This is a genomic window from Paenibacillus sp. FSL R5-0744 (assembly GCF_037972555.1).
Classification (GTDB): Bacteria; Bacillota; Bacilli; order Paenibacillales; family Paenibacillaceae; genus Paenibacillus_AQ.
In genome coordinates this window covers 6165496-6184840 of the sequence record NZ_CP150228.1, presented here as the reverse complement: position 1 = coordinate 6184840, position 19345 = coordinate 6165496, and the positions used below count along the sequence as shown (strand labels likewise).

Annotated in this window: 27 protein-coding genes; all 27 read left to right on the top strand. The window is 44.4% G+C overall.

The features are described 5' to 3' along the window. Window positions 1-55 precede the first annotated feature (55 nt). Window positions 56-3667 carry a DNA-directed RNA polymerase subunit beta' gene (rpoC, locus tag MKY19_RS27530; RefSeq protein WP_042192182.1) on the top strand — a complete coding sequence of 1204 codons (3612 nt, stop codon included), beginning with the start codon at window positions 56-58 and terminating at the stop codon, window positions 3665-3667. A 179-nt stretch (window positions 3668-3846) separates the two neighbouring features. Continuing rightward, a complete protein-coding gene (locus tag MKY19_RS27525; RefSeq protein ID WP_042131229.1) occupies window positions 3847-4098 on the top strand; it encodes a ribosomal L7Ae/L30e/S12e/Gadd45 family protein in 252 nt (83 codons plus the stop codon). Window positions 4099-4231: 133 nt separating this feature from the next. Further along, the gene (gene rpsL / locus MKY19_RS27520) at window positions 4232-4651 is read left to right on the top strand and encodes a 30S ribosomal protein S12 (RefSeq protein ID WP_036680518.1); all 420 of its coding nucleotides are present in this window, start codon (window positions 4232-4234) and stop codon (window positions 4649-4651) included. 44 nt (window positions 4652-4695) lie between these two features. Then, a complete protein-coding gene (gene rpsG, locus MKY19_RS27515) occupies window positions 4696-5166 on the top strand; it encodes a 30S ribosomal protein S7 (protein WP_036680520.1) in 471 nt (156 codons plus the stop codon). Window positions 5167-5213: 47 nt separating this feature from the next. Continuing rightward, complete coding sequence (gene fusA / locus MKY19_RS27510; protein WP_042192180.1) at window positions 5214-7292, top strand: elongation factor G; 2079 nt, start codon at window positions 5214-5216, stop codon at window positions 7290-7292. A gap of 109 nt (window positions 7293-7401) precedes the next feature. Continuing rightward, window positions 7402-8592 (top strand): elongation factor Tu, encoded by a 1191-nt coding sequence (gene tuf, locus MKY19_RS27505; RefSeq protein ID WP_042192178.1) that lies wholly within the window; start codon window positions 7402-7404, stop codon window positions 8590-8592. A gap of 283 nt (window positions 8593-8875) precedes the next feature. After that, entirely contained in the window at window positions 8876-10201 is a 1326-nt protein-coding gene (locus MKY19_RS27500) for a globin-coupled sensor protein (protein WP_339798897.1), read from the top strand. Between the two features lie 226 nt (window positions 10202-10427). Then, complete coding sequence (gene rpsJ / locus MKY19_RS27495; protein WP_017692074.1) at window positions 10428-10736, top strand: 30S ribosomal protein S10; 309 nt, start codon at window positions 10428-10430, stop codon at window positions 10734-10736. Window positions 10737-10778: 42 nt separating this feature from the next. Then, on the top strand, window positions 10779-11402 hold the full coding sequence (rplC, locus tag MKY19_RS27490) for a 50S ribosomal protein L3 (RefSeq protein WP_076286852.1): 624 nt from the start codon (window positions 10779-10781) through the stop codon (window positions 11400-11402). Between the two features lie 25 nt (window positions 11403-11427). Beyond that, complete coding sequence (rplD, locus tag MKY19_RS27485) at window positions 11428-12051, top strand: 50S ribosomal protein L4 (RefSeq protein ID WP_042192174.1); 624 nt, start codon at window positions 11428-11430, stop codon at window positions 12049-12051. Next, the gene (gene rplW, locus MKY19_RS27480; RefSeq protein ID WP_036680537.1) at window positions 12051-12344 is read left to right on the top strand and encodes a 50S ribosomal protein L23; all 294 of its coding nucleotides are present in this window, start codon (window positions 12051-12053) and stop codon (window positions 12342-12344) included. The genes rplD and rplW overlap by 1 nt, the downstream gene beginning before the upstream one ends. A gap of 27 nt (window positions 12345-12371) precedes the next feature. After that, window positions 12372-13202 carry a 50S ribosomal protein L2 gene (rplB, locus tag MKY19_RS27475; protein ID WP_042192171.1) on the top strand — a complete coding sequence of 277 codons (831 nt, stop codon included), beginning with the start codon at window positions 12372-12374 and terminating at the stop codon, window positions 13200-13202. A 76-nt stretch (window positions 13203-13278) separates the two neighbouring features. Then, window positions 13279-13557 (top strand): 30S ribosomal protein S19, encoded by a 279-nt coding sequence (rpsS, locus tag MKY19_RS27470; protein ID WP_036652940.1) that lies wholly within the window; start codon window positions 13279-13281, stop codon window positions 13555-13557. A gap of 33 nt (window positions 13558-13590) precedes the next feature. Beyond that, window positions 13591-13923, top strand: coding sequence for a 50S ribosomal protein L22 (gene rplV / locus MKY19_RS27465; RefSeq protein WP_036680546.1), 333 nt, complete (start codon window positions 13591-13593; stop codon window positions 13921-13923). A gap of 13 nt (window positions 13924-13936) precedes the next feature. After that, on the top strand, window positions 13937-14602 hold the full coding sequence (gene rpsC / locus MKY19_RS27460; protein WP_042192169.1) for a 30S ribosomal protein S3: 666 nt from the start codon (window positions 13937-13939) through the stop codon (window positions 14600-14602). Window positions 14603-14604: 2 nt separating this feature from the next. Beyond that, window positions 14605-15039: a 50S ribosomal protein L16 gene (gene rplP / locus MKY19_RS27455; RefSeq protein WP_042131224.1), complete on the top strand. Its 435-nt coding sequence runs from the start codon at window positions 14605-14607 to the stop codon at window positions 15037-15039. Further along, a complete protein-coding gene (rpmC, locus tag MKY19_RS27450; RefSeq protein ID WP_019908232.1) occupies window positions 15029-15226 on the top strand; it encodes a 50S ribosomal protein L29 in 198 nt (65 codons plus the stop codon). The genes rplP and rpmC overlap by 11 nt, the downstream gene beginning before the upstream one ends. Before the next feature lie 43 nt (window positions 15227-15269). Then, window positions 15270-15536: a 30S ribosomal protein S17 gene (gene rpsQ / locus MKY19_RS27445; protein ID WP_042131223.1), complete on the top strand. Its 267-nt coding sequence runs from the start codon at window positions 15270-15272 to the stop codon at window positions 15534-15536. A gap of 38 nt (window positions 15537-15574) precedes the next feature. Then, the gene (gene rplN / locus MKY19_RS27440) at window positions 15575-15943 is read left to right on the top strand and encodes a 50S ribosomal protein L14 (RefSeq protein ID WP_036680556.1); all 369 of its coding nucleotides are present in this window, start codon (window positions 15575-15577) and stop codon (window positions 15941-15943) included. A gap of 49 nt (window positions 15944-15992) precedes the next feature. Further along, window positions 15993-16346 carry a 50S ribosomal protein L24 gene (rplX, locus tag MKY19_RS27435; RefSeq protein WP_076286851.1) on the top strand — a complete coding sequence of 118 codons (354 nt, stop codon included), beginning with the start codon at window positions 15993-15995 and terminating at the stop codon, window positions 16344-16346. A 31-nt stretch (window positions 16347-16377) separates the two neighbouring features. Continuing rightward, on the top strand, window positions 16378-16920 hold the full coding sequence (rplE, locus tag MKY19_RS27430; protein WP_042131222.1) for a 50S ribosomal protein L5: 543 nt from the start codon (window positions 16378-16380) through the stop codon (window positions 16918-16920). 49 nt (window positions 16921-16969) lie between these two features. Further along, entirely contained in the window at window positions 16970-17155 is a 186-nt protein-coding gene (locus MKY19_RS27425) for a type Z 30S ribosomal protein S14 (protein ID WP_013312154.1), read from the top strand. Between the two features lie 32 nt (window positions 17156-17187). Beyond that, the gene (gene rpsH / locus MKY19_RS27420) at window positions 17188-17586 is read left to right on the top strand and encodes a 30S ribosomal protein S8 (protein WP_036680560.1); all 399 of its coding nucleotides are present in this window, start codon (window positions 17188-17190) and stop codon (window positions 17584-17586) included. Between the two features lie 30 nt (window positions 17587-17616). After that, window positions 17617-18159 (top strand): 50S ribosomal protein L6, encoded by a 543-nt coding sequence (gene rplF, locus MKY19_RS27415; RefSeq protein ID WP_042192166.1) that lies wholly within the window; start codon window positions 17617-17619, stop codon window positions 18157-18159. Between the two features lie 84 nt (window positions 18160-18243). Then, complete coding sequence (rplR, locus tag MKY19_RS27410) at window positions 18244-18612, top strand: 50S ribosomal protein L18 (protein WP_042131220.1); 369 nt, start codon at window positions 18244-18246, stop codon at window positions 18610-18612. Window positions 18613-18639: 27 nt separating this feature from the next. After that, window positions 18640-19137 carry a 30S ribosomal protein S5 gene (gene rpsE / locus MKY19_RS27405; protein ID WP_036652980.1) on the top strand — a complete coding sequence of 166 codons (498 nt, stop codon included), beginning with the start codon at window positions 18640-18642 and terminating at the stop codon, window positions 19135-19137. A 14-nt stretch (window positions 19138-19151) separates the two neighbouring features. Further along, entirely contained in the window at window positions 19152-19337 is a 186-nt protein-coding gene (rpmD, locus tag MKY19_RS27400) for a 50S ribosomal protein L30 (RefSeq protein ID WP_036680567.1), read from the top strand. Window positions 19338-19345: the final 8 nt, after the last annotated feature.

Below are 19345 nucleotides of genomic sequence, written 5' to 3'. Positions count from 1 at the left end.
GTCAGAGGAGGGCAAAGCGGTACTAAATCAGGATTAGGTTAAGGAGGGTTGCTCCTTGTTGGACGTTAACAATTTTGAATTTATGAAAATCGGACTCGCTTCTCCGGAGAAGATTCGTTCATGGTCCCGCGGAGAAGTTAAGAAACCGGAAACCATTAACTATCGTACATTGAAACCGGAAAAAGAGGGTCTTTTCTGTGAGCGTATCTTTGGACCGCAAAAAGACTGGGAATGTCATTGCGGTAAATACAAACGTGTCCGTTATAAGGGCGTAGTCTGCGACCGTTGTGGCGTTGAAGTTACTCGTGCTAAAGTTCGTCGTGAACGTATGGGTCACATTGAATTGGCTGCTCCGGTATCTCATATCTGGTACTTCAAAGGTATCCCAAGCCGTATGGGTTTGGCACTAGATATGTCTCCAAGATCACTTGAAGAGATTATCTACTTCGCTTCGTATGTTGTAACTGACCCAGGTGAAACACCACTGGAAAAGAAACAACTTCTATCCGAGAAAGAATATCGTAGCTACCGTGAAAAATACGGTTACGGATTCCAAGCGGGCATGGGTGCTGAAGCTGTTAAGAAGCTTCTTCAAGACATCGACATCGAAAAAGAGCTGGAATTCCTCAAAGAAGAACTGCGTACGGCCCAAGGCCAACGTCGTAACCGGGCGATCAAACGTCTGGAAGTCATTGAAGCATTCCGTAACTCAGGCAACAAACCTGATTGGATGATCATGGATGTTCTTCCGGTTATACCTCCGGAGCTTCGTCCGATGGTTCAATTGGATGGTGGCCGTTTTGCTACGTCTGATTTGAACGATCTTTATCGTCGTGTTATTAACCGGAACAACCGTCTGAAAAGACTGTTGGATCTTGGTGCGCCTGACATTATCGTGCAGAACGAGAAACGGATGCTACAGGAAGCTGTCGATGCTCTCATCGATAACGGCCGTAGAGGACGTCCGGTAACGGGTCCTGGTAACCGTCCATTGAAATCTCTCAGCCACATGCTGAAAGGTAAACAAGGACGTTTCCGTCAGAACTTGCTCGGTAAACGGGTTGACTACTCTGGTCGTTCCGTTATCGTTGTAGGACCGTACCTCAAGATGTATCAGTGCGGACTCCCTAAGAAAATGGCGCTAGAATTGTTCAAGCCTTTTGTCATGAAGGAATTGGTTAATAAGGGCCTAGCCCACAACATAAAGAGCGCAAAACGTAAAGTTGAGCGTGTAAGTCCTGAAGTATGGGATGTACTTGAAGAAGTAATCAGAGAGCACCCAGTACTTCTAAACCGCGCACCAACACTTCACCGTCTCGGTATCCAAGCTTTTGAACCGATTTTGGTGGAAGGTCATGCTATTCGTCTTCACCCACTCGTATGTACGGCTTATAACGCCGACTTTGACGGTGACCAAATGGCGGTGCACGTTCCTCTGTCAGCAGAAGCTCAAGCGGAAGCACGTATTCTCATGCTTGCATCCGGTAATATCTTGAACCCTAAAGACGGAAAACCGGTTGTAACACCTTCCCAGGATATGGTCCTTGGTACTTTCTACCTGACCATGGACAACAAGGAAGAAAAAGGATCAGGTATGATTCTGCGTACCGTAAATGAAGCTGTATCAGCTTACCAGCGCGGAACTGCAGGTCTTCATGCTCGTGTAGCTATTCCAGTTAAAGCACTAGGTAAGACTTGCTTTACGGAAAAACAACAAGGTGCAATGTTGATTACTACGATCGGTAAGATTATCTTTAATGAAATTTACCCAAGTAGTTTCCCTTATATCAATGAAGCGACTAAGACTAACTTGCTGCATGGCACGCCAGAGAAATACTTTATCTATGAAAAAGGCGCAGATATTCGCGAGCTGATTGAATCCGCTCCTGAAGCCAGCGCTGTAGGTAAAGAATACCTGGGTCTGATTATCGCACGTTGTTTTGAAACTTATCATACAACCAAAACCTCTATGATTTTGGATAAAATTAAACAACTCGGCTTTACTTACTCCACACGTTCCGGTGTTACCGTTGCTGTGTCGGATGTTATCGTGCCTGAGGAGAAAGTTACGATCCTGAAAGAGTCCGAAGCTAAGGTAGATGTGGTTGCTAACCAATATCGCCGTGGTCTGATCACTAATGACGAACGGTACGACCGCGTTATTGAGATCTGGTCGAAGACGAAGGATGATCTTACAAACATCCTGCTTAAATCGATGGACCGTTTCAACTCAATCATGCTCATGGTTGACTCCAAAGCGCGGGGTAACAAATCGCAGATCACTCAGCTGGGTGGTATGCGTGGTCTGATGGCAACACCTTCGGGTCGGATTTTCGAATTGCCAATTAAAGCGAACTTCCGTGAAGGTCTTACGGTCTTGGAGTACTTTATCTCCACTCACGGAGCGCGTAAAGGTCTTGCCGATACCGCACTTCGTACTGCTGACTCCGGTTACTTGACTCGTCGTCTCGTTGACGTAGCTCAGGACGTTATCGTCCGTGAGGAAGATTGTGGAACGGATAAAGGATTTACAGTTAGTCGTATTCAGGATGGTAAAGAGGTTATTGAGGATCTGTATGACCGTATTGAAGGTCGTTACTGCTTCGAGACTGTTCGTCATCCGGAAACAGGCGAAATCATTGTTCACCGCAACGATTTGATTGACTCCGATAAAGCGGAAGCAATCGTAGACGCTGGTGTAACTAAGCTACAAATCCGATCTGTACTAAGCTGCCGTGCTCGTCATGGTGTTTGTAAGAAATGTTACGGTCGTAACTTGGCAACTGGTAAACACGTTGAGATCGGTGAAGCGGTTGGTATTATCGCTGCACAATCTATCGGTGAACCAGGAACCCAGCTTACAATGCGTACGTTCCATACCGGCGGTGTTGCCGGTGATGACATCACGCAAGGTTTGCCGCGTATTCAAGAGTTGTTTGAAGCCCGTAACCCTAAAGGTCAGGCTACAATCAGTGAGATCGATGGTGTAATCAAGGAAATCCGTGAAACTAAGGATCGTCGTGAAATCGAAGTTCAAGGTGAAGCAGAATCCAAGACTTATTCCATTACTTATGGATCACGTCTACGTGTCAGCGAAGGCCAAGAAATTGAAGCCGGCGATGAGTTGACAGACGGTTCGATTGACCCTAAAGAAATGCTGCGAATCAAAGGGATCCGTGGGGTACAAAACTACATTCTGCAAGAAGTTCAGCGTGTATATCGTAACCAGGGCGTTGAGATCAATGATAAGCACATTGAAGTTATGATCAAACAAATGCTTCGGAAGATCCGTATCATTGATGCAGGTGACACAAGTCTGTTACCAGGCGCGTTTGCGGATATTCATGAATATGAAGCTGCTAACAAAGAAGCCATCTTGTCAGGTAAAGAGCCTGCAGTTGCTAAACCGGTCTTACTCGGTATTACCAAGGCATCTCTTGAGACAGATTCCTTCTTATCCGCTGCATCTTTCCAAGAAACTACTCGTGTCTTAACAGACGCTGCTATCAAAGGCAAAGTAGATAAGTTGCTTGGACTCAAAGAAAATGTTATTATCGGTAAGTTGATTCCTGCAGGTACTGGTATGAATCGTTACCGTAATGTTAAGCTAAGTGATCCAAATGCAGAAAGCGCGCTTGAATCTTTAGAGCCGGTTCCTGCTGAATAAATTAGCAAACATGGTAGTGAACTCGTGTCATACCTAATCATAGGTGTGACACGAATATCTGCTGTGTATAATATTCATAAAAATTATTGCTGAATTTCTTGACACCATCTATTGATAATGCTAAAATGTCTAAGGTGCGTGAGTAGCCATGTTATCCTTGTTCATTGGAGGTAATGATTATGACTGATGATAGAGGACTACAGGATGCTCAGGTCAAGATCGGTACCAAACAAACCGTCAAGGCGGTAGAGTTGGGCCAAGCTGCAGAAGTCTATGTGGCAGAGGACGGAGATCAAAGGCTTACTTCCAGGATAGTTATGCTTTGTAACAAACAAGGTGTTAAGATCACATACGTGGATACGATGCTGAATTTGGGCAAGGCCTGCGGAATAGAAGTTGGCGCTGCGATGGCAGCCGTCTTAAAACAATAGCTACGGAAATGTTTTTGTACTGGGGTGAACTCCAGCGGCAAGAACTTTTCATTTGTCTTTTTATGAACCGCCTGGGTCTGTGGGCTTAGAGTTCTTAAATTGGCTATCATTTCAGGAAGGGGGTGGCAACAACATGCCAACAATTAACCAATTGGTTCGTAAAGGCCGTCAAGCCAAAATCGAAAAATCTAAATCTCCCGCTCTTCAAAAAGGGTATAACGCCCTCAAGCGTGAGGCTACAAATTTGAGCGCTCCGCAAAAACGCGGTGTGTGCACTCGTGTTGGTACTATGACTCCACGTAAACCAAACTCAGCGCTTCGTAAATATGCCCGTGTTCGTTTGACGAACCGTCTCGAGGTAACAGCTTATATCCCGGGTATCGGACATAACTTACAAGAGCACAGTGTTGTATTACTTCGCGGAGGTAAAGTAAAGGACCTTGCAGGGGTTCGTTACCATATCGTTCGTGGTGCATTGGATACAGCAGGTGTAGCTAACCGGATGCAAGCTCGTTCTAAATACGGTGCTAAACGTCCTAAAGCTAAGAAATAAGAAAAAATTCTAGAATAATAAACATTTAAGAAAGGGGGATATCCATGCCACGCAAAGGTCCAGTTACTAAGAGAGACGTATTGCCAGATCCGTTGTATAATAGCAAGTTGGTTACTCGTTTGATTAACCGCATTATGCTGGGTGGTAAAAGAGGTGTCGCTCAAAGCATTCTGTACAATTCATTCAAGTTGATTGAAGAACGTACGGGTAAAGATCCGATGGAAGTTTTCGAAGCTGCCATCAAGAATATCATGCCGGTTTTGGAAGTCAAAGCTCGTCGTGTCGGTGGTGCTAACTATCAAGTACCTATCGAGGTTAAACCAGAGAGACGTACTGCTCTGGGATTACGTTGGCTCGTAAACTACTCTCGCAACCGCGGTGAGAAGACGATGGAAGAGCGTTTGGCGGCTGAGATCATCGACGCTTCCAACAACACAGGCGCTTCTGTTAAGAAACGCGAAGATACACACAAAATGGCTGAAGCAAACAAAGCGTTCGCTCACTACCGTTGGTAGGATTAAGGTCATTCAAATAACTTATATTTTGAAGGGAGATCCATTTCATGGCTAGAGAGTTCTCCTTAAAAAATACACGTAATATCGGGATCATGGCGCATATTGATGCTGGTAAAACAACTACCACAGAGCGGATTCTTTTCTATACAGGCCGTACGCACAAAATCGGTGAAGTTCACGAGGGTGCTGCTACGATGGACTGGATGGAGCAAGAACAAGAGCGCGGAATCACGATTACGTCCGCTGCTACGACTGCTGCGTGGAAAGGTCACCGCATCAATATCATTGATACCCCAGGACACGTTGACTTCACTGTTGAAGTTGAACGTTCCCTGCGTGTATTGGATGGGGCAGTAGGTGTATTTAGTGCAAAAGAGGGCGTTGAGCCTCAGTCTGAAACCGTATGGAGACAGGCTGACCGTTATAACGTTCCACGTATTGCATATGTGAACAAAATGGACATTATCGGTGCGGATTTCCTTAACGTAATCGAAACTATGCGTGATCGCCTTCAAGCCAATGCAGTTGCTATTCAATTGCCAATTGGTGCAGAAAGTGATTTCACTGGTATTATCGACCTTGTTGAGCAAAAAGCACACATGTTCAGAGATGATCTAGGCCAAAACATCGAAGTAACGGATATTCCGGAAGAATATTTGGCCAAAGTTGAGGAGCTGCGTCTCGAGTTGATCGAGAAAGTTGCTGAACTTGATGAAGATCTGACTATGAAGTACCTGGAAGGCGAAGAAATTACAGTTCCGGAAATTAAAGCTGCACTGCGCAAAGGCGTAGTTGAAGTTAAATTGTTCCCTGTAATTGTTGGATCCTCCTACCGTAACAAAGGGATTCAGCTTATGCTGGATGCTGTTGTTGATTACTTGCCATCTCCTCTTGACGTTCCAGCTATCACTGGACATCTTGATGATGGAACTGAAGCAGTTCGTCATTCATCGGATGAAGAACCGTTTGCAGCTTTGGCATTTAAAATCATGACTGACCCTTATGTAGGTAAACTTACGTTCTTCCGTGTATACTCTGGTATTCTAGAGTCCGGATCTTACGTAGTTAATGCTACTAAGAACAAGCGTGAACGTATTGGTCGTATCCTTCAAATGCATGCTAACAGCCGTCAAGAGATTTCCATCGTGTATTCTGGCGACATCGCTGCAGCAGTTGGTTTGAAAGACACCAGTACAGGTGATACACTGTGTGATGAGAAGCATCCAGTAATTCTGGAATCAATGAACTTCCCTGATCCAGTTATCGAAATCGCTGTTGAACCAAAAACAAAAGCTGACCAAGATAAATTGGGCGTTGCTCTCGGTAAGTTGACTGAAGAGGATCCAACTCTTCGTGCTCATACTGATGAAGAAACAGGCCAAACTATCCTGGCTGGTATGGGTGAACTTCACTTGGACATCATCATCGACCGTATGCGTCGTGAGTTCAAAGTAGAAACCAATGTGGGTAAACCACAGGTTGCTTACCGCGAAACGTTCAAGGCACCTGCTCGCGTCGAAGGTAAATTTGTACGCCAATCTGGTGGTCGTGGTCAATACGGTCACGTATGGGTTGAATTTGAACCCCTCGAGCCAGGTACTGGTAGCAAATTCGAAAGTAAAGTTGTCGGTGGCTCGGTTCCTAGAGAGTACATCGCTCCTGCACTTGCGGGTATCGAAGAACAAATGAAAAACGGCGTACTTGCAGGCTTCCCGCTTGTAGACGTTAAAGCTACCATCGTTGATGGTTCTTACCATGATGTCGATTCCAACGAAATGGCATTTAAAATTGCCGGCTCGATGGCGCTTAAAGCAGCTAAAGACAAGTGTAAACCTGTCCTGCTTGAGCCAATCATGAAAGTAGAAGTAACTGTTCCTGAGGAATATATGGGTGATGTTATGGGTATGCTGAACTCCCGCCGTGGCCGTATCGAAGGTATGGATTCCCGTGGTGGAGCGCAAATTATCCGTGCTAAGGTGCCTCTTTCCGAAATGTTCGGATACTCTACAACTCTTCGTTCTGGTACTCAAGGACGTGGCGTATTCTCAATGGAGCTTTCTCACTATGAAGAAGTTCCTAAATCCATTGCGGAAGAGATCGCTGCTAAGAACAAAGGCGGAGAATAATTACTAGTTTTAACTTGCCGTCCGAGTATAATTACTCAGTCATCTAAGATAAACATATATGCGGGCGGCTCAAATATAAGGAACCCCACATTAAGGAGGAACTGTTCAAATGGCAAAGGCAAAGTTTGAACGTAACAAACCGCACGTTAACATCGGTACTATTGGTCACGTCGACCATGGTAAAACGACTCTGACTGCTGCAATCACTACTGTATTGTCCAAAACTTACGGTGGCGCAGCTATCGCATTCGATCAAATCGACAAAGCTCCTGAAGAGCGCGAACGTGGTATCACAATCTCCACTTCCCACGTTGAATATGAAACTCCTAACCGTCACTACGCTCACGTAGACTGCCCTGGTCACGCCGACTATGTTAAAAACATGATCACTGGCGCAGCGCAAATGGACGGAGCTATCCTGGTTGTATCCGCAGCTGATGGCCCTATGCCACAAACTCGCGAGCACATCCTGTTGTCCCGTCAAGTAGGTGTTCCATACATCGTTGTTTTCTTGAACAAATGCGACATGGTTGAAGACGAAGAGTTGTTGGAATTGGTTGAAATGGAAGTTCGTGACTTGCTGAGCGAGTATGACTTCCCAGGCGACGACACTCCAATCATTCGTGGTTCTGCTCGTGAAGCTCTTCAAAACCCAGAAGGCGAATATGCTAAGAAGATTGTTGAAATGTTCGAAACAATCGACGAGTACATTCCACTTCCAGAGCGTCAAACTGACAAACCATTCTTGATGCCTGTCGAAGATGTATTCTCCATCACTGGCCGCGGTACTGTGGCAACTGGTCGCGTAGAACGCGGAACAGTTAAAGTCGGAGAAGAAATCGAAATCGTTGGTATTCACGAAGAAACTAAGAAATCCGTAGTTACGGGCGTAGAAATGTTCCGTAAATTGCTGGATTCCGCTCAAGCGGGCGACAACATCGGAGCTTTGCTTCGTGGTGTAGACCGTACTATGATCGAGCGTGGCCAAGTATTGGCTAAACCGAACTCTGTTAAACCACACACTGAGTTCACTGCTCAAATCTACGTTTTGACTAAAGAAGAAGGCGGACGTCACAAACCATTCTTCACTGGTTACCGTCCACAGTTCTACTTCCGTACAACTGACGTAACTGGCATCATCAACTTGCCAGAAGGTACTGAAATGGTTATGCCTGGTGACAACATCACTGTAACTGTTGCTTTGATCTCCCCTATCGCTATTGAAGAAGGTACTAAATTCTCCATTCGCGAAGGTGGACGTACAGTTGGAGCAGGTAGCGTAGCTTCCATCCAAAAATAAATTCGTTTCTATCTGCGGGTAGATTCTGAATCATAGTGCCCCGGATTCTTCTTGCGGAGAATCCGGGGCTTTTTGTTATTTAATAGGATAAACCATCATAAATTCGACAATATACGATAAAATAAATATGAAATTTCGAATATTTCTACAAAATTCAACAAAATTCAACGATAAATTGTTTACAATTTTAATAATCATAGAGTAAAATGAAAGGAAGGTAATATTGTAAAAAATTAGTAATTAAGGGGAGAGTGATAACATGGGAAAATGTCCTTTTTCATTCATGCATGCTATAACATCACGTAATAATAATGAGGATTCTCACACCCCTAAATTAATAGAAAATAAACACCAGATTAAGCGTACTGAAGATTTTTTTCATACTCTTGAGGGTTATGACGAACTCAATGAGCAGATGAGAATGATTGATCTATCTGAATCAGATTTGAACTTATTACGTAGGGTGAAGCCTAGCGTTGAAAAGAATATAGACTATATCATTGATCAATTTTATAATTCGGTATTAGGTGTGGATAAACTCGAAGCCATTATATTGGAGCATAGTAGTATCGAGAGGTTGAAATCAACACTCCGCGAGCATATCATTGAAATTTTTGATGGCAAAGTTGATGAAGAATACATAGCAAAGCGAATGAAGATTGCTAATATTCATAAAAGAGTAGGACTTGAGCCTAAATGGTACTTATCTGCTTTTCAAAATCTTCAGAACGTTTTTATACAAGTTATCTATAATGAGACACATGATGACAATACGCGTCTACATGTAGTTAAGACCGTAACTAAGCTGCTTAACCTTGAACAACAACTTGTCCTAGAGGAATACGAGAAGGAGAACGTCAAAGAGAAGGAACAGCAATACCTTTTGGTTAAAAATGAATTAAAGCAGAAAATTGCTGAATTCAGCAACGAATTAATAGATTTTAGTATCGATACAAATGCCGCTGTGAAGCAGCTAGTAGCCAGTAGCAATGAAGTGAGTAGAACATTCCAACGTACAGCTACATCCGCTGTAGAGTCGCAGGGGTTGGCTACAGATGGACATGAGCATTTGGATAGCTTATCAGGACAGATTAATCTTATTTATCAAAGTACTAGTGAAATGGAACATTCAGTCCACGAATTAAGCAATTCCTCTAAACAAATTCAAAAAATCGTAAACTCAGTTAAAGATATTGCAGATCAAACTAAAATTCTTTCACTTAATGCAACGATAGAAGCCGCTAGAGCCGGAGTGCATGGTAGAGGGTTTAGTGTAGTTGCTCAAGAAGTTAGTCGGTTGGCAGAGGATACGAAGAATACTGTAATTCAGATCGTAGAGCTGACTTATAAATCGGGAAGTCTCACACAACAAGTCGTTGAGGAGATACGTAAGGTACAAGAGCTAACCAAAAGTGGGAAACATCAATCCGTTGAGACTAGTCTTTTGTTTTCCGAAATTGTAGAGGCGATGAGGAGTAGCACACAAGAGATTGTTATAGTAGAAGAAGAAATAAGAACATTGATTCAGACAATAGAGGGAATTGGGTCAGCAACAGCACAGACTGCGGAGTCAGCTGAGATTTTTAAGTCTGCCACTGAGAATCTTTAACCTATATAATAGTAACAAAGCAACGCATGAAAAAAATATGCGTTGTTTTGTTATTTTAGCTTGCAATACTGCTGCCTATTATATATAATAATAAATGTTGTTCTGAGACGTTGCGATGATGTGAGAGGTTACTGACACACCCGGCCCCTTTGCCATGAGGTCGACGTCAGAAAATTTTCACGGAGTATGTCCGATAATAAATTGGGCGATAGAAGGAGGGACTAAAATGGCAAAGCAAAAAATTCGTATTCGCTTGAAAGCATACGACCACAGAATTCTTGATCAATCCGCAGAGAAAATCGTTGAAACTGCAAAACGTTCGGGTGCTGGTGTATCTGGACCGATTCCGTTGCCAACTGAGAAGCAAATCATTACTATTCTCCGTGCGGTACACAAGTACAAGGATTCCCGTGAACAGTTTGAACAACGGACTCACAAACGTTTGATCGATATTGTGAACCCAACACCACAAACTGTGGATGCCTTGATGCGCTTGGATCTACCGTCCGGTGTAGATATCGAAATCAAATTGTAATTCTATTTTTAGCAACTTAGGAAAAGAAAAGAGGTGTCAACATTGAAAGGTATCTTAGGAAAAAAACTCGGTATGACTCAAGTGTTTACTCCAGAAGGTAACGTAATTCCTGTTACTGTTATCGAAGCAGGCCCTTGTGTAGTACTGCAAAAGAAAGACCTGAATATCGACGGATATGAAGCAGTGCAATTGGGCTTTTCTGATAAAAAAGAAAGTCGCTCCAATAAGCCTGAACAAGGTCACGCCAAAAAGGCAAATGCAACACCTAAGCGCTACGTTCGTGAAATTCGCGGTGTTGACCTCGGGTCTCTCGAGGTTGGACAAGAACTGAAGGCTGATATTTTTGCTGAGGGCGAATTTGTTGACGTAACTGGCACATCTAAAGGTAAAGGTTTCCAAGGTAACATCAAACGTTGGGGACAAAGCCGCGGACCAATGGCACACGGATCGCGTTACCACAGAAGACCGGGTTCCATGGGTTCTATCCAAGCTAACCGTGTTCCGAAGGGCAAACGCCTCCCAGGACATATGGGTCACACGACTATCACGGTTCAAAAGCTTGAAATCATCAAGGTTGACGTTGAACGTAACGTATTGCTGGTTAAAGGCGCTATCCCAGGTCCTAAAAACAGCTTCGTGAAAGTTAAACAAACCGTTAAGAAATAATTACCTAAGAAAGGAGGAACATGAAATGCCAAAAGTAACACTTTTTAATATTAGTGGCAACGAAGTTGGTGAAGTAGAACTGAGCGATACAGTATTCGGTATTGAACCGAATGAGCACGTTCTACACGAAGCTGCGCTTATGCAAAGAGCTTCCCTTCGTCGTGGTACACACAAAGTAAAAGGACGTTCTGAAGTTCGTGGCGGTGGACGTAAGCCTTGGAAACAAAAAGGTACAGGTCGCGCTCGTCAAGGATCCATTCGTTCTCCACAATGGAAAGGCGGCGGCGTTGTCTTCGGACCAACACCACGTAGCTATTCCTGGAAATTGCCTAAGAAGGTTCGTCGTTTGGCGATCAAATCCGCTTTGTCCTCGAAAGTACTCGAGAATGACATTATCGTATTGGATAGCTTGACAATGAATGCTCCGAAGACGAAAGAATTCGCAGCAATCTTGAACAACCTGAAAGTGGAACGCAAAGCTTTGATCGTAGCTACTAGCTATGATGATAACGTAGCACTTTCCGCTCGTAACATCCCTGGGGTGAAATTCGTAGCGGCTGACGGCATTAATGTTCTTGACGTACTGACGTACGACAAACTGATCATCACTAAAGAAGCAGTTCTGAAGGTAGAGGAGGTGTTCGCGTAATGAAAGATCCTCGTGATATTATCAAACGTCCGGTGATTACGGAACGTACTTCCGACTACATGAGCGAAATGAAATACGCTTTTGAAGTGGATATCCGTGCTAACAAAACCGAAATCAAAAAAGCTGTCGAGGCTATTTTCAAAGTAAAAGTAACTAATGTGAACACAATGCGCGTGCCTGGCAAACTGAAACGTTATGGTAAATATTCTGGTTACACTCCAGAGTGGAAAAAAGCCATCGTTAAGCTTAGCCCGGACAGCAAACCGCTTGAATTTTTTGAAGCGGTAGAATAATACTCTTAAAGTAAGGAGGAAACTATAGTGCCAATCAAAAAGTACAAACCGACCTCTCCGGCAAGACGCCATATGTCTGTGTCTACGTTTGAAGAAATCACAACAAACCAGCCAGAGAAATCGTTGCTTTCTCCGCTGTTCAAACATGCGGGACGCAACAACCAAGGTAAAATTACGGTTCGTCACCATGGCGGCGGACACAAACGTAAATACCGTATTATCGACTTCAAACGGACTAAAGACGGCATACCAGGTAGCGTTGCTACAATCGAGTATGACCCGAACCGTACATCTAATATTGCTTTGATCCACTATGCTGATGGAGAGAAACGTTATATCATCGCTCCTAAAGGCCTAAAAGTTGGGGATAAAGTAGAGTCCGGCCCAACAGCCGACATCAAAATTGGTAACAGTCTTGCACTGGAGAACATCCCAGTGGGTACAGTTATCCACAACATTGAGTTAAAACCAGGTAAAGGCGGACAATTGGTTCGTGCTGCTGGTACAGAAGCTCAATTGCTTGGTAAAGAAGAAAAATACTGTTCCGTTCGTTTGTCATCCGGTGAGGTTCGTAAGATCCTTAGCGTATGCCGTGCAACTATCGGTTCCGTAGGTAACGAAGATCATGAATTGATCAAAATCGGTAAAGCTGGACGTAGTCGCTGGCTGGGCCGTCGCCCTGAAGTACGCGGTGTAGTAATGAACCCGAACGATCACCCACACGGTGGTGGTGAAGGCCGCGCTCCAATCGGACGTAAATCGCCTATGTCTCCATGGGGTAAACCAACCCTTGGTTACAAAACGCGTAAGAAAAACAAGGCATCTGATAAATATATCGTTCGCCGCCGCACAAAATAAGACGCTTCTGGCAAGTTAATAAAGCGCGAAGCGTCGATTCGCGGTTTGAAGAACCGGATGAAGGGAGGATTCACACATGGGTCGCAGTTTAAAGAAGGGGCCGTTTATCGATGGCTACCTGCTTAAAAAAGTTGAGGAACTGAACGAGGCTGAAAAAAAGGTTGTAGTTAAAACTTGGTCCCGTCGCTCAACCATTTTCCCTCAGTTTATCGGACATACGTTTGGTGTATATGACGGCCGTAAACACGTGCCTGTATACGTAACAGAAGATATGGTAGGTCACAAGTTGGGCGAGTTCGCGCCAACACGTACTTACAAAGGCCACGCGGGTGACGATAAGAAAACAAGAAGATAATAATAAGGTCTCTGTTTGAAAGGAGGTTAAACAATGGAAGCAAAAGCACATGCAAGATCGGTGCGGATTTCCGCTCGTAAAGCGAAACTGGTTGTTGACTTGATTCGTGGTAAGCAAGTGGGGGAAGCAATTGCTATTCTTCGCCACACTCCGAAATCCGCTTCTCCGGTCGTTGAGAAGTTGCTTAATTCGGCAATTGCGAATGCTGAGCATAACTATTCTTTGGACGTGAACAGTTTGTTCGTTAGCGAGGTTTTCGTTAACCAAGGACCTACTATGAAACGTTTCCGTCCGCGCGCCATGGGCCGCGCAAGTCGGATCAATAAACGCACGAGCCACATTACACTGGTGGTATCTGAGAAATAAGGAGGGATAACACGTGGGTCAAAAGGTAAATCCAATCGGACTCCGGATCGGGATCATTCGCGATTGGGAATCTAAATGGTATGCAGGAAAAGATTTCGGTACTCTTCTAATGGAAGACGTCAAAATCCGGGAATACCTTAAAGGTAAGTTGAAGGATTCCGCTGTTTCCCATATCGAGATCGAAAGAGCGGCTAACCGCGTGAACGTTACAATTCACACTGCTAAACCAGGTATGGTTATTGGTAAGGGCGGAGCAGAAGTAGAAGTACTTCGCAGCGCAGTTACAGCAATCGCTGGTGGCAAAAAAGTACACATCAACATCAATGAAATCAAGCACCCTGAATTGGATGCAATTCTTGTAGCTGAGAGCATTGCTCAACAATTGGAACGTCGTGTATCGTTCCGTCGTGCACTCAAACAAGCGATTCAAAGAACAATGCGTTCTGGCGCAAAAGGGATTAAAACTCAAGTAGGCGGACGTCTTGGCGGAGCTGAGATTGCTCGTTCAGAAGGTTATAGCGAAGGAACAGTTCCACTTCATACGCTTCGTGCCGATATCGATTACGGAACGGCTGAAGCACATACAACTTACGGTCTTATCGGCGTAAAAGTATGGATCTACCGTGGAGAAGTTCTTCCCCCAGCTAAGAAACAAGCTGCTCAGGAAGGAGGCAACTAATCATGTTGGTACCAAAACGCGTAAAACACCGCAAGCAACAACGCGGACACATGAAGGGTATGGCAAAGGGTGGTACTGAATTGAACTTCGGCGAATTCGGCCTGGTTGCAATGGAACCATCTTGGATCACTAACCGTCAGATCGAAGCTGCTCGTATCGCAATGACACGTTATATCAAACGTGGCGGTCAAGTTTGGATCAAGATTTTCCCAGATAAGCCTATTACTCAAAAGCCTCTCGAGGTTCGTATGGGTAGTGGTAAAGGTAACGTTGAAAAATGGGTAGCCGTAGTTAAACCGGGCAAGATTATGTTCGAACTCGGAGGCGTGTCGGAAGAAATCGCTCGTGAAGCGATGCGTCTTGCCGCTCACAAGCTGCCTGTTAAGACTAAGTTTGTGAAACGTGAAGAATTGGGTGGTGAAGCAAATGAAAGCTAATGAACTTCGCAACTTAACCACTGCTGAGATTGAACAAAAGATCGCTGGATTCAAAGAGGAACTTTTTAATCTCCGTTTCCAATTGGCAACTGGCCAACTGGACAACCCGACTCGGATTCGTGACGTGCGTAAGGAAATAGCTCGTGCTAAAACCGTAATCCATCAAAGAGTGCTTGGGATTAGTTAAGTGAGACGGATCTCAGATCCGTATTCAGGAAGGAGGCTAACTAATGAGCGAAGAACGTAATGCACGTAAAGTGCTAATCGGTAAAGTGGTCAGTGATAAAATGGATAAAACCATCGTAGTCGCTGTTGAAACCTATAAGAAGCATAACTTGTACCACAAACGCATCAAGTCTACGAAGAAATTCAAAGCACATGATGAGGAAAACGTTGCGAAAATTGGCGATACCGTAAAAGTCATGGAAACTCGTCCGTTGTCCAAGGACAAACGTTGGAGACTAGTTGAAGTGGTTGAAAAAGCGGTTATCATCTAAGATAATCAAAAGAGTTTTTCCGGAAGGAGGAAATTATAATGATTCAACCATTTACACGCTTGCATGTGGCTGACAACTCTGGTGCGAAGGAACTGATGTGTATCCGCGTACTGGGTGGTACTGGACGCCGTACAGCAGCAATCGGTGATTTGATCGTTTGTTCCGTTAAACAAGCAACACCAGGCGGCGTTGTCAAAAAAGGTGATGTTGTTAGAGCGGTAGTTGTTCGTACGAAACGTTCCGTTCGTCGTAAAGATGGATCTTACATCGCATTCGACGAAAATGCAGCTGTTGTTGTTAAAGACGACAGAAGCCCTCGTGGAACACGTATCTTTGGACCAGTTGCTCGCGAACTTCGCGATAAAGACTACATGAAGATCGTTTCCTTGGCACCGGAAGTAATCTAATAAACACGAGCACCAATAAGTTGAAGGTTAGTTATAGGAGGTGTAATAAATGCCTAGAGTGAAAAAAGTTCTGGAATCCCATAACAATAAACTGCACGTGAAGAAAGATGATGTGGTGCTTGTGATTAGTGGTAAAGACAAAGGCAAAAAAGGCCGTGTCATCGCTGCTTATCCTCGTGAAAACCGCGTTCTGGTAGAAGGCGTCAATATGGTGAAAAAACACCAAAAGCCGAACCAGCTGAATCCACAGGGTGGAATTATTGAGCAGGAAGCTTCGATTCATGTGTCCAACGTAATGCACATCGATCCGAAGTCCGGCAAAGTAACACGTATCGGTTACAAAGTATTGGACAACGGTAAAAAAGTTCGGATTGCTAAAAGATCCGGAGAGATTATCGACTAATCTAGCCCTTAAGAAAGGAGGTTAAATCTTCATGGCAGCAAGAATGAAAGAACGTTATCTCAACGAAATAACACCTGCTTTGATGCAGAAGTTTAACTATACAACTGTTATGCAAGTGCCTAAGATCGAGAAGGTTGTCATCAACATGGGTGTGGGTGACGCTGTTCAAAACTCCAAAGTACTTGATGCTGCAGTTAATGACATGCAGTTGATCGCTGGTCAAAAACCAGTAATCACTAAAGCTAAAAAATCCATCGCTGGTTTCAAACTACGCGAAAATATGCCGATTGGGGTTAAAGTAACACTGCGCGGCGAGCGTATGTATTACTTCTTGGACAAATTGTTCAACGTAACGCTTCCACGCGTACGTGACTTCCGTGGTGTTTCCACTAAAGCCTTTGACGGCCGTGGTAACTACACACTTGGTCTTAAAGAACAATTGATCTTCCCCGAGATCGAATATGACAAAGTGGATAAAGTCCGCGGTATGGACATCGTTATTGTAACGACTGCTAAGACGGACGAGGAATCCCGCGAGCTGCTGGGTCAGCTGGGAATGCCTTTCGCAAAATAAAGTCGGTTAATCCATTTTCTCCGAAAATGTTTAGGAGGTGTCAGGCTAAGTGGCAAAAACTTCGATGAAAGTTAAACAACAACGTACGCCTAAGTTTAAAGTACGTGCATATACACGTTGCGAACGTTGTGGTCGTCCACATTCGGTACTGCAAAAGTTCAAAATTTGCAGAATTTGTTTCCGTGAATTAGCTTATAAAGGCCAGATCCCTGGCGTGAAAAAAGCAAGTTGGTAAGAAGTTTATAAACGGGAAGGAGGTTTACACACATGACTATGTCTGATCCTATTGCAGATATGCTTACTCGTATTCGTAACGCTAACATTGTGCGTCACGAAACGGTAGAAATGCCTGCTTCTACTATGAAGAAACAAATCGCTGACATTTTGAAGCGTGAAGGTTTCATCCGCGATGCGGAATTCGTTGAAGATAGCAAACAAGGGATTATCCGTATCTTCTTGAAATACGGCCCTAACCAAGAGCGTGTTATTTCTGGTTTGAAAAGAATCAGTAAACCAGGCCTTCGCGTATACACGAAGAGCAATGAAGTGCCTCGTGTACTCGGTGGTCTAGGAATCGCGATTATCTCCACATCTAAGGGAGTTATGACCGACAAAGAAGCTCGTCAATCAAAATCTGGCGGAGAAGTTGTCTGCTACATTTGGTAATAAACGTCACAAGATAAGGAGGTGCAACACATGTCTCGTATTGGTCGTAAACCAATCGCAGTACCTAGCGGTGTAGATGTCACTTTGGACAACGCCGTTATTACAGTAAAAGGTCCAAAAGGTTCTTTGACTCGTGAGCTTCATAAAGACATGAAGGTTACAGTTGAAAATAACGAAATTACCGTTGTTCGTCCGTCGGATAACAAATTGCATCGTTCACTTCACGGCACAACCCGCTCCGTTGTCAACAACATGGTAGCAGGCGTGACTGAAGGTTTCTCGAAATCTCTGGAATTGGTTGGGGTCGGATATCGTGCAAGCAAATCCGGAGATAAAGTCGTTCTGAACGTTGGTTACTCCCACCCGGTTGAAATTACACCGGAAGCAGGTATTGAGTTTGAAGTTCCTGCGAACACGAAGATCATCGTTAAAGGTATCGATAAAGAACGCGTTGGCGCATATGCTGCTAAAATTCGTTCCGTTCGTGAGCCAGAACCGTATAAAGGTAAAGGTATCAAATATGAAGGCGAGCGTATCATCCGCAAAGAAGGTAAAGCTGGTAAGAAGAAATAACCAGTTTGAACTTAATTGTAAGATACCCCGTGCATCTTAAAGTGAAGCTGTTTACGGCAAACTGAAGGGAGTGAAAGGGAAGTCATGATTACAAAAGAAGATAAAAACAAGGCTCGTCTCAAAAGACACCTGCGTGTTCGTAAGAAGATCCAGGGAACTACTGAGCGTCCACGTTTGAACGTATTCCGTTCTTCAAAACACATCTACGCTCAACTGATCGATGATGTTAAAGGGGTTACTATCGTATCCGCTTCTACACTTGATAAAGAACTGAGCGCTAACATCGGTAATGGCGGCAGCGTTGAAGCTGCAGCGAAAGTTGGCCAATTGGTCGCTGAGCGTGCTAAAGAAAAAGGCTATGCAGTGGTCGTATTCGACCGCGGAGGTTACTTGTACCATGGACGAATTCAAGCATTGGCTGACGCAGCTCGTGAAGCTGGTCTTGAATTCTAGAATAATTCTTAAAAGGAGGTTAACGACTTGCGTGTAGATCCGAACAGTTTAGAACTGACAGAAAGAGTTGTACACATTAACCGTGTAGCAAAAGTTGTAAAAGGCGGACGCCGTTTCAGCTTTAGTGCACTCGTTGTTGTGGGCGATGGCAATGGCTACGTCGGTGCTGGTATCGGTAAAGCCGGCGAAGTTCCGGATGCCATCCGTAAAGGCATTGAAGACGCCAAGAAAAACCTGATTCACATTCCAATCGTAGGAACTTCGATTCCCCATCTCGTTACTGGCCACTTCGGCGCAGGACGCGTGTTGCTGAAACCAGCATCAGAGGGTACTGGCGTTATCGCTGGCGGTCCAGTTCGTGCGGTATTGGAATTGGCAGGCGTTGGCGACATTTTGACAAAATCACTGGGTTCTTCGAATTCCATGAACATGGTCAATGCAACTTTGGAGGGACTTTCCCGTCTGAAACGCATTGAAGAGGTCGCGAAACTTCGCGGCAAATCTGTCGAAGAATTGCGCGGTTAAGGAGGGGAACGTCAATGGCAAAATTGCAAATTACCCTCGTACGTAGTGTAATCGGACGTCCAGAAACACAACGTGTTACTGTTAAGACGCTCGGCCTACGTAAACTCAACACGACAGTGGTTCACAATGACAGTCCTGCAATTCGCGGAATGATCAACAAAGTGAGTCACTTGCTATCTGTAACTGAAATTGAAGGCTAATCGCCTCG

Excerpts from the sequence above, each read along its gene's own strand:
- rplR (WP_042131220.1), top strand. The coding sequence starts at position 18,244 with ATGATTACAAAAGAAGATAAAAACAAGGCTCGTCTCAAAAGACACCTG.
- fusA (WP_042192180.1), top strand. The coding sequence starts at position 5,214 with ATGGCTAGAGAGTTCTCCTTAAAAAATACACGTAATATCGGGATCATG.
- rplP (WP_042131224.1), top strand. The coding sequence starts at position 14,605 with ATGTTGGTACCAAAACGCGTAAAACACCGCAAGCAACAACGCGGACAC.
- rplD (WP_042192174.1), top strand. The coding sequence starts at position 11,428 with ATGCCAAAAGTAACACTTTTTAATATTAGTGGCAACGAAGTTGGTGAA.
- rplF (WP_042192166.1), top strand. The coding sequence starts at position 17,617 with ATGTCTCGTATTGGTCGTAAACCAATCGCAGTACCTAGCGGTGTAGAT.
- rpsJ (WP_017692074.1), top strand. The coding sequence starts at position 10,428 with ATGGCAAAGCAAAAAATTCGTATTCGCTTGAAAGCATACGACCACAGA.
- rpsG (WP_036680520.1), top strand. The coding sequence starts at position 4,696 with ATGCCACGCAAAGGTCCAGTTACTAAGAGAGACGTATTGCCAGATCCG.
- tuf (WP_042192178.1), top strand. The coding sequence starts at position 7,402 with ATGGCAAAGGCAAAGTTTGAACGTAACAAACCGCACGTTAACATCGGT.
- rplV (WP_036680546.1), top strand. The coding sequence starts at position 13,591 with ATGGAAGCAAAAGCACATGCAAGATCGGTGCGGATTTCCGCTCGTAAA.
- rpsS (WP_036652940.1), top strand. The coding sequence starts at position 13,279 with ATGGGTCGCAGTTTAAAGAAGGGGCCGTTTATCGATGGCTACCTGCTT.
- rplW (WP_036680537.1), top strand. The coding sequence starts at position 12,051 with ATGAAAGATCCTCGTGATATTATCAAACGTCCGGTGATTACGGAACGT.
- MKY19_RS27525 (WP_042131229.1), top strand. The coding sequence starts at position 3,847 with ATGACTGATGATAGAGGACTACAGGATGCTCAGGTCAAGATCGGTACC.
- rpmD (WP_036680567.1), top strand. The coding sequence starts at position 19,152 with ATGGCAAAATTGCAAATTACCCTCGTACGTAGTGTAATCGGACGTCCA.
- rpsH (WP_036680560.1), top strand. The coding sequence starts at position 17,188 with ATGACTATGTCTGATCCTATTGCAGATATGCTTACTCGTATTCGTAAC.
- rplE (WP_042131222.1), top strand. The coding sequence starts at position 16,378 with ATGGCAGCAAGAATGAAAGAACGTTATCTCAACGAAATAACACCTGCT.
- rpsL (WP_036680518.1), top strand. The coding sequence starts at position 4,232 with ATGCCAACAATTAACCAATTGGTTCGTAAAGGCCGTCAAGCCAAAATC.
- rpmC (WP_019908232.1), top strand. The coding sequence starts at position 15,029 with ATGAAAGCTAATGAACTTCGCAACTTAACCACTGCTGAGATTGAACAA.
- rpsQ (WP_042131223.1), top strand. The coding sequence starts at position 15,270 with ATGAGCGAAGAACGTAATGCACGTAAAGTGCTAATCGGTAAAGTGGTC.
- rplN (WP_036680556.1), top strand. The coding sequence starts at position 15,575 with ATGATTCAACCATTTACACGCTTGCATGTGGCTGACAACTCTGGTGCG.
- MKY19_RS27500 (WP_339798897.1), top strand. The coding sequence starts at position 8,876 with ATGCATGCTATAACATCACGTAATAATAATGAGGATTCTCACACCCCT.
- rplX (WP_076286851.1), top strand. The coding sequence starts at position 15,993 with ATGCCTAGAGTGAAAAAAGTTCTGGAATCCCATAACAATAAACTGCAC.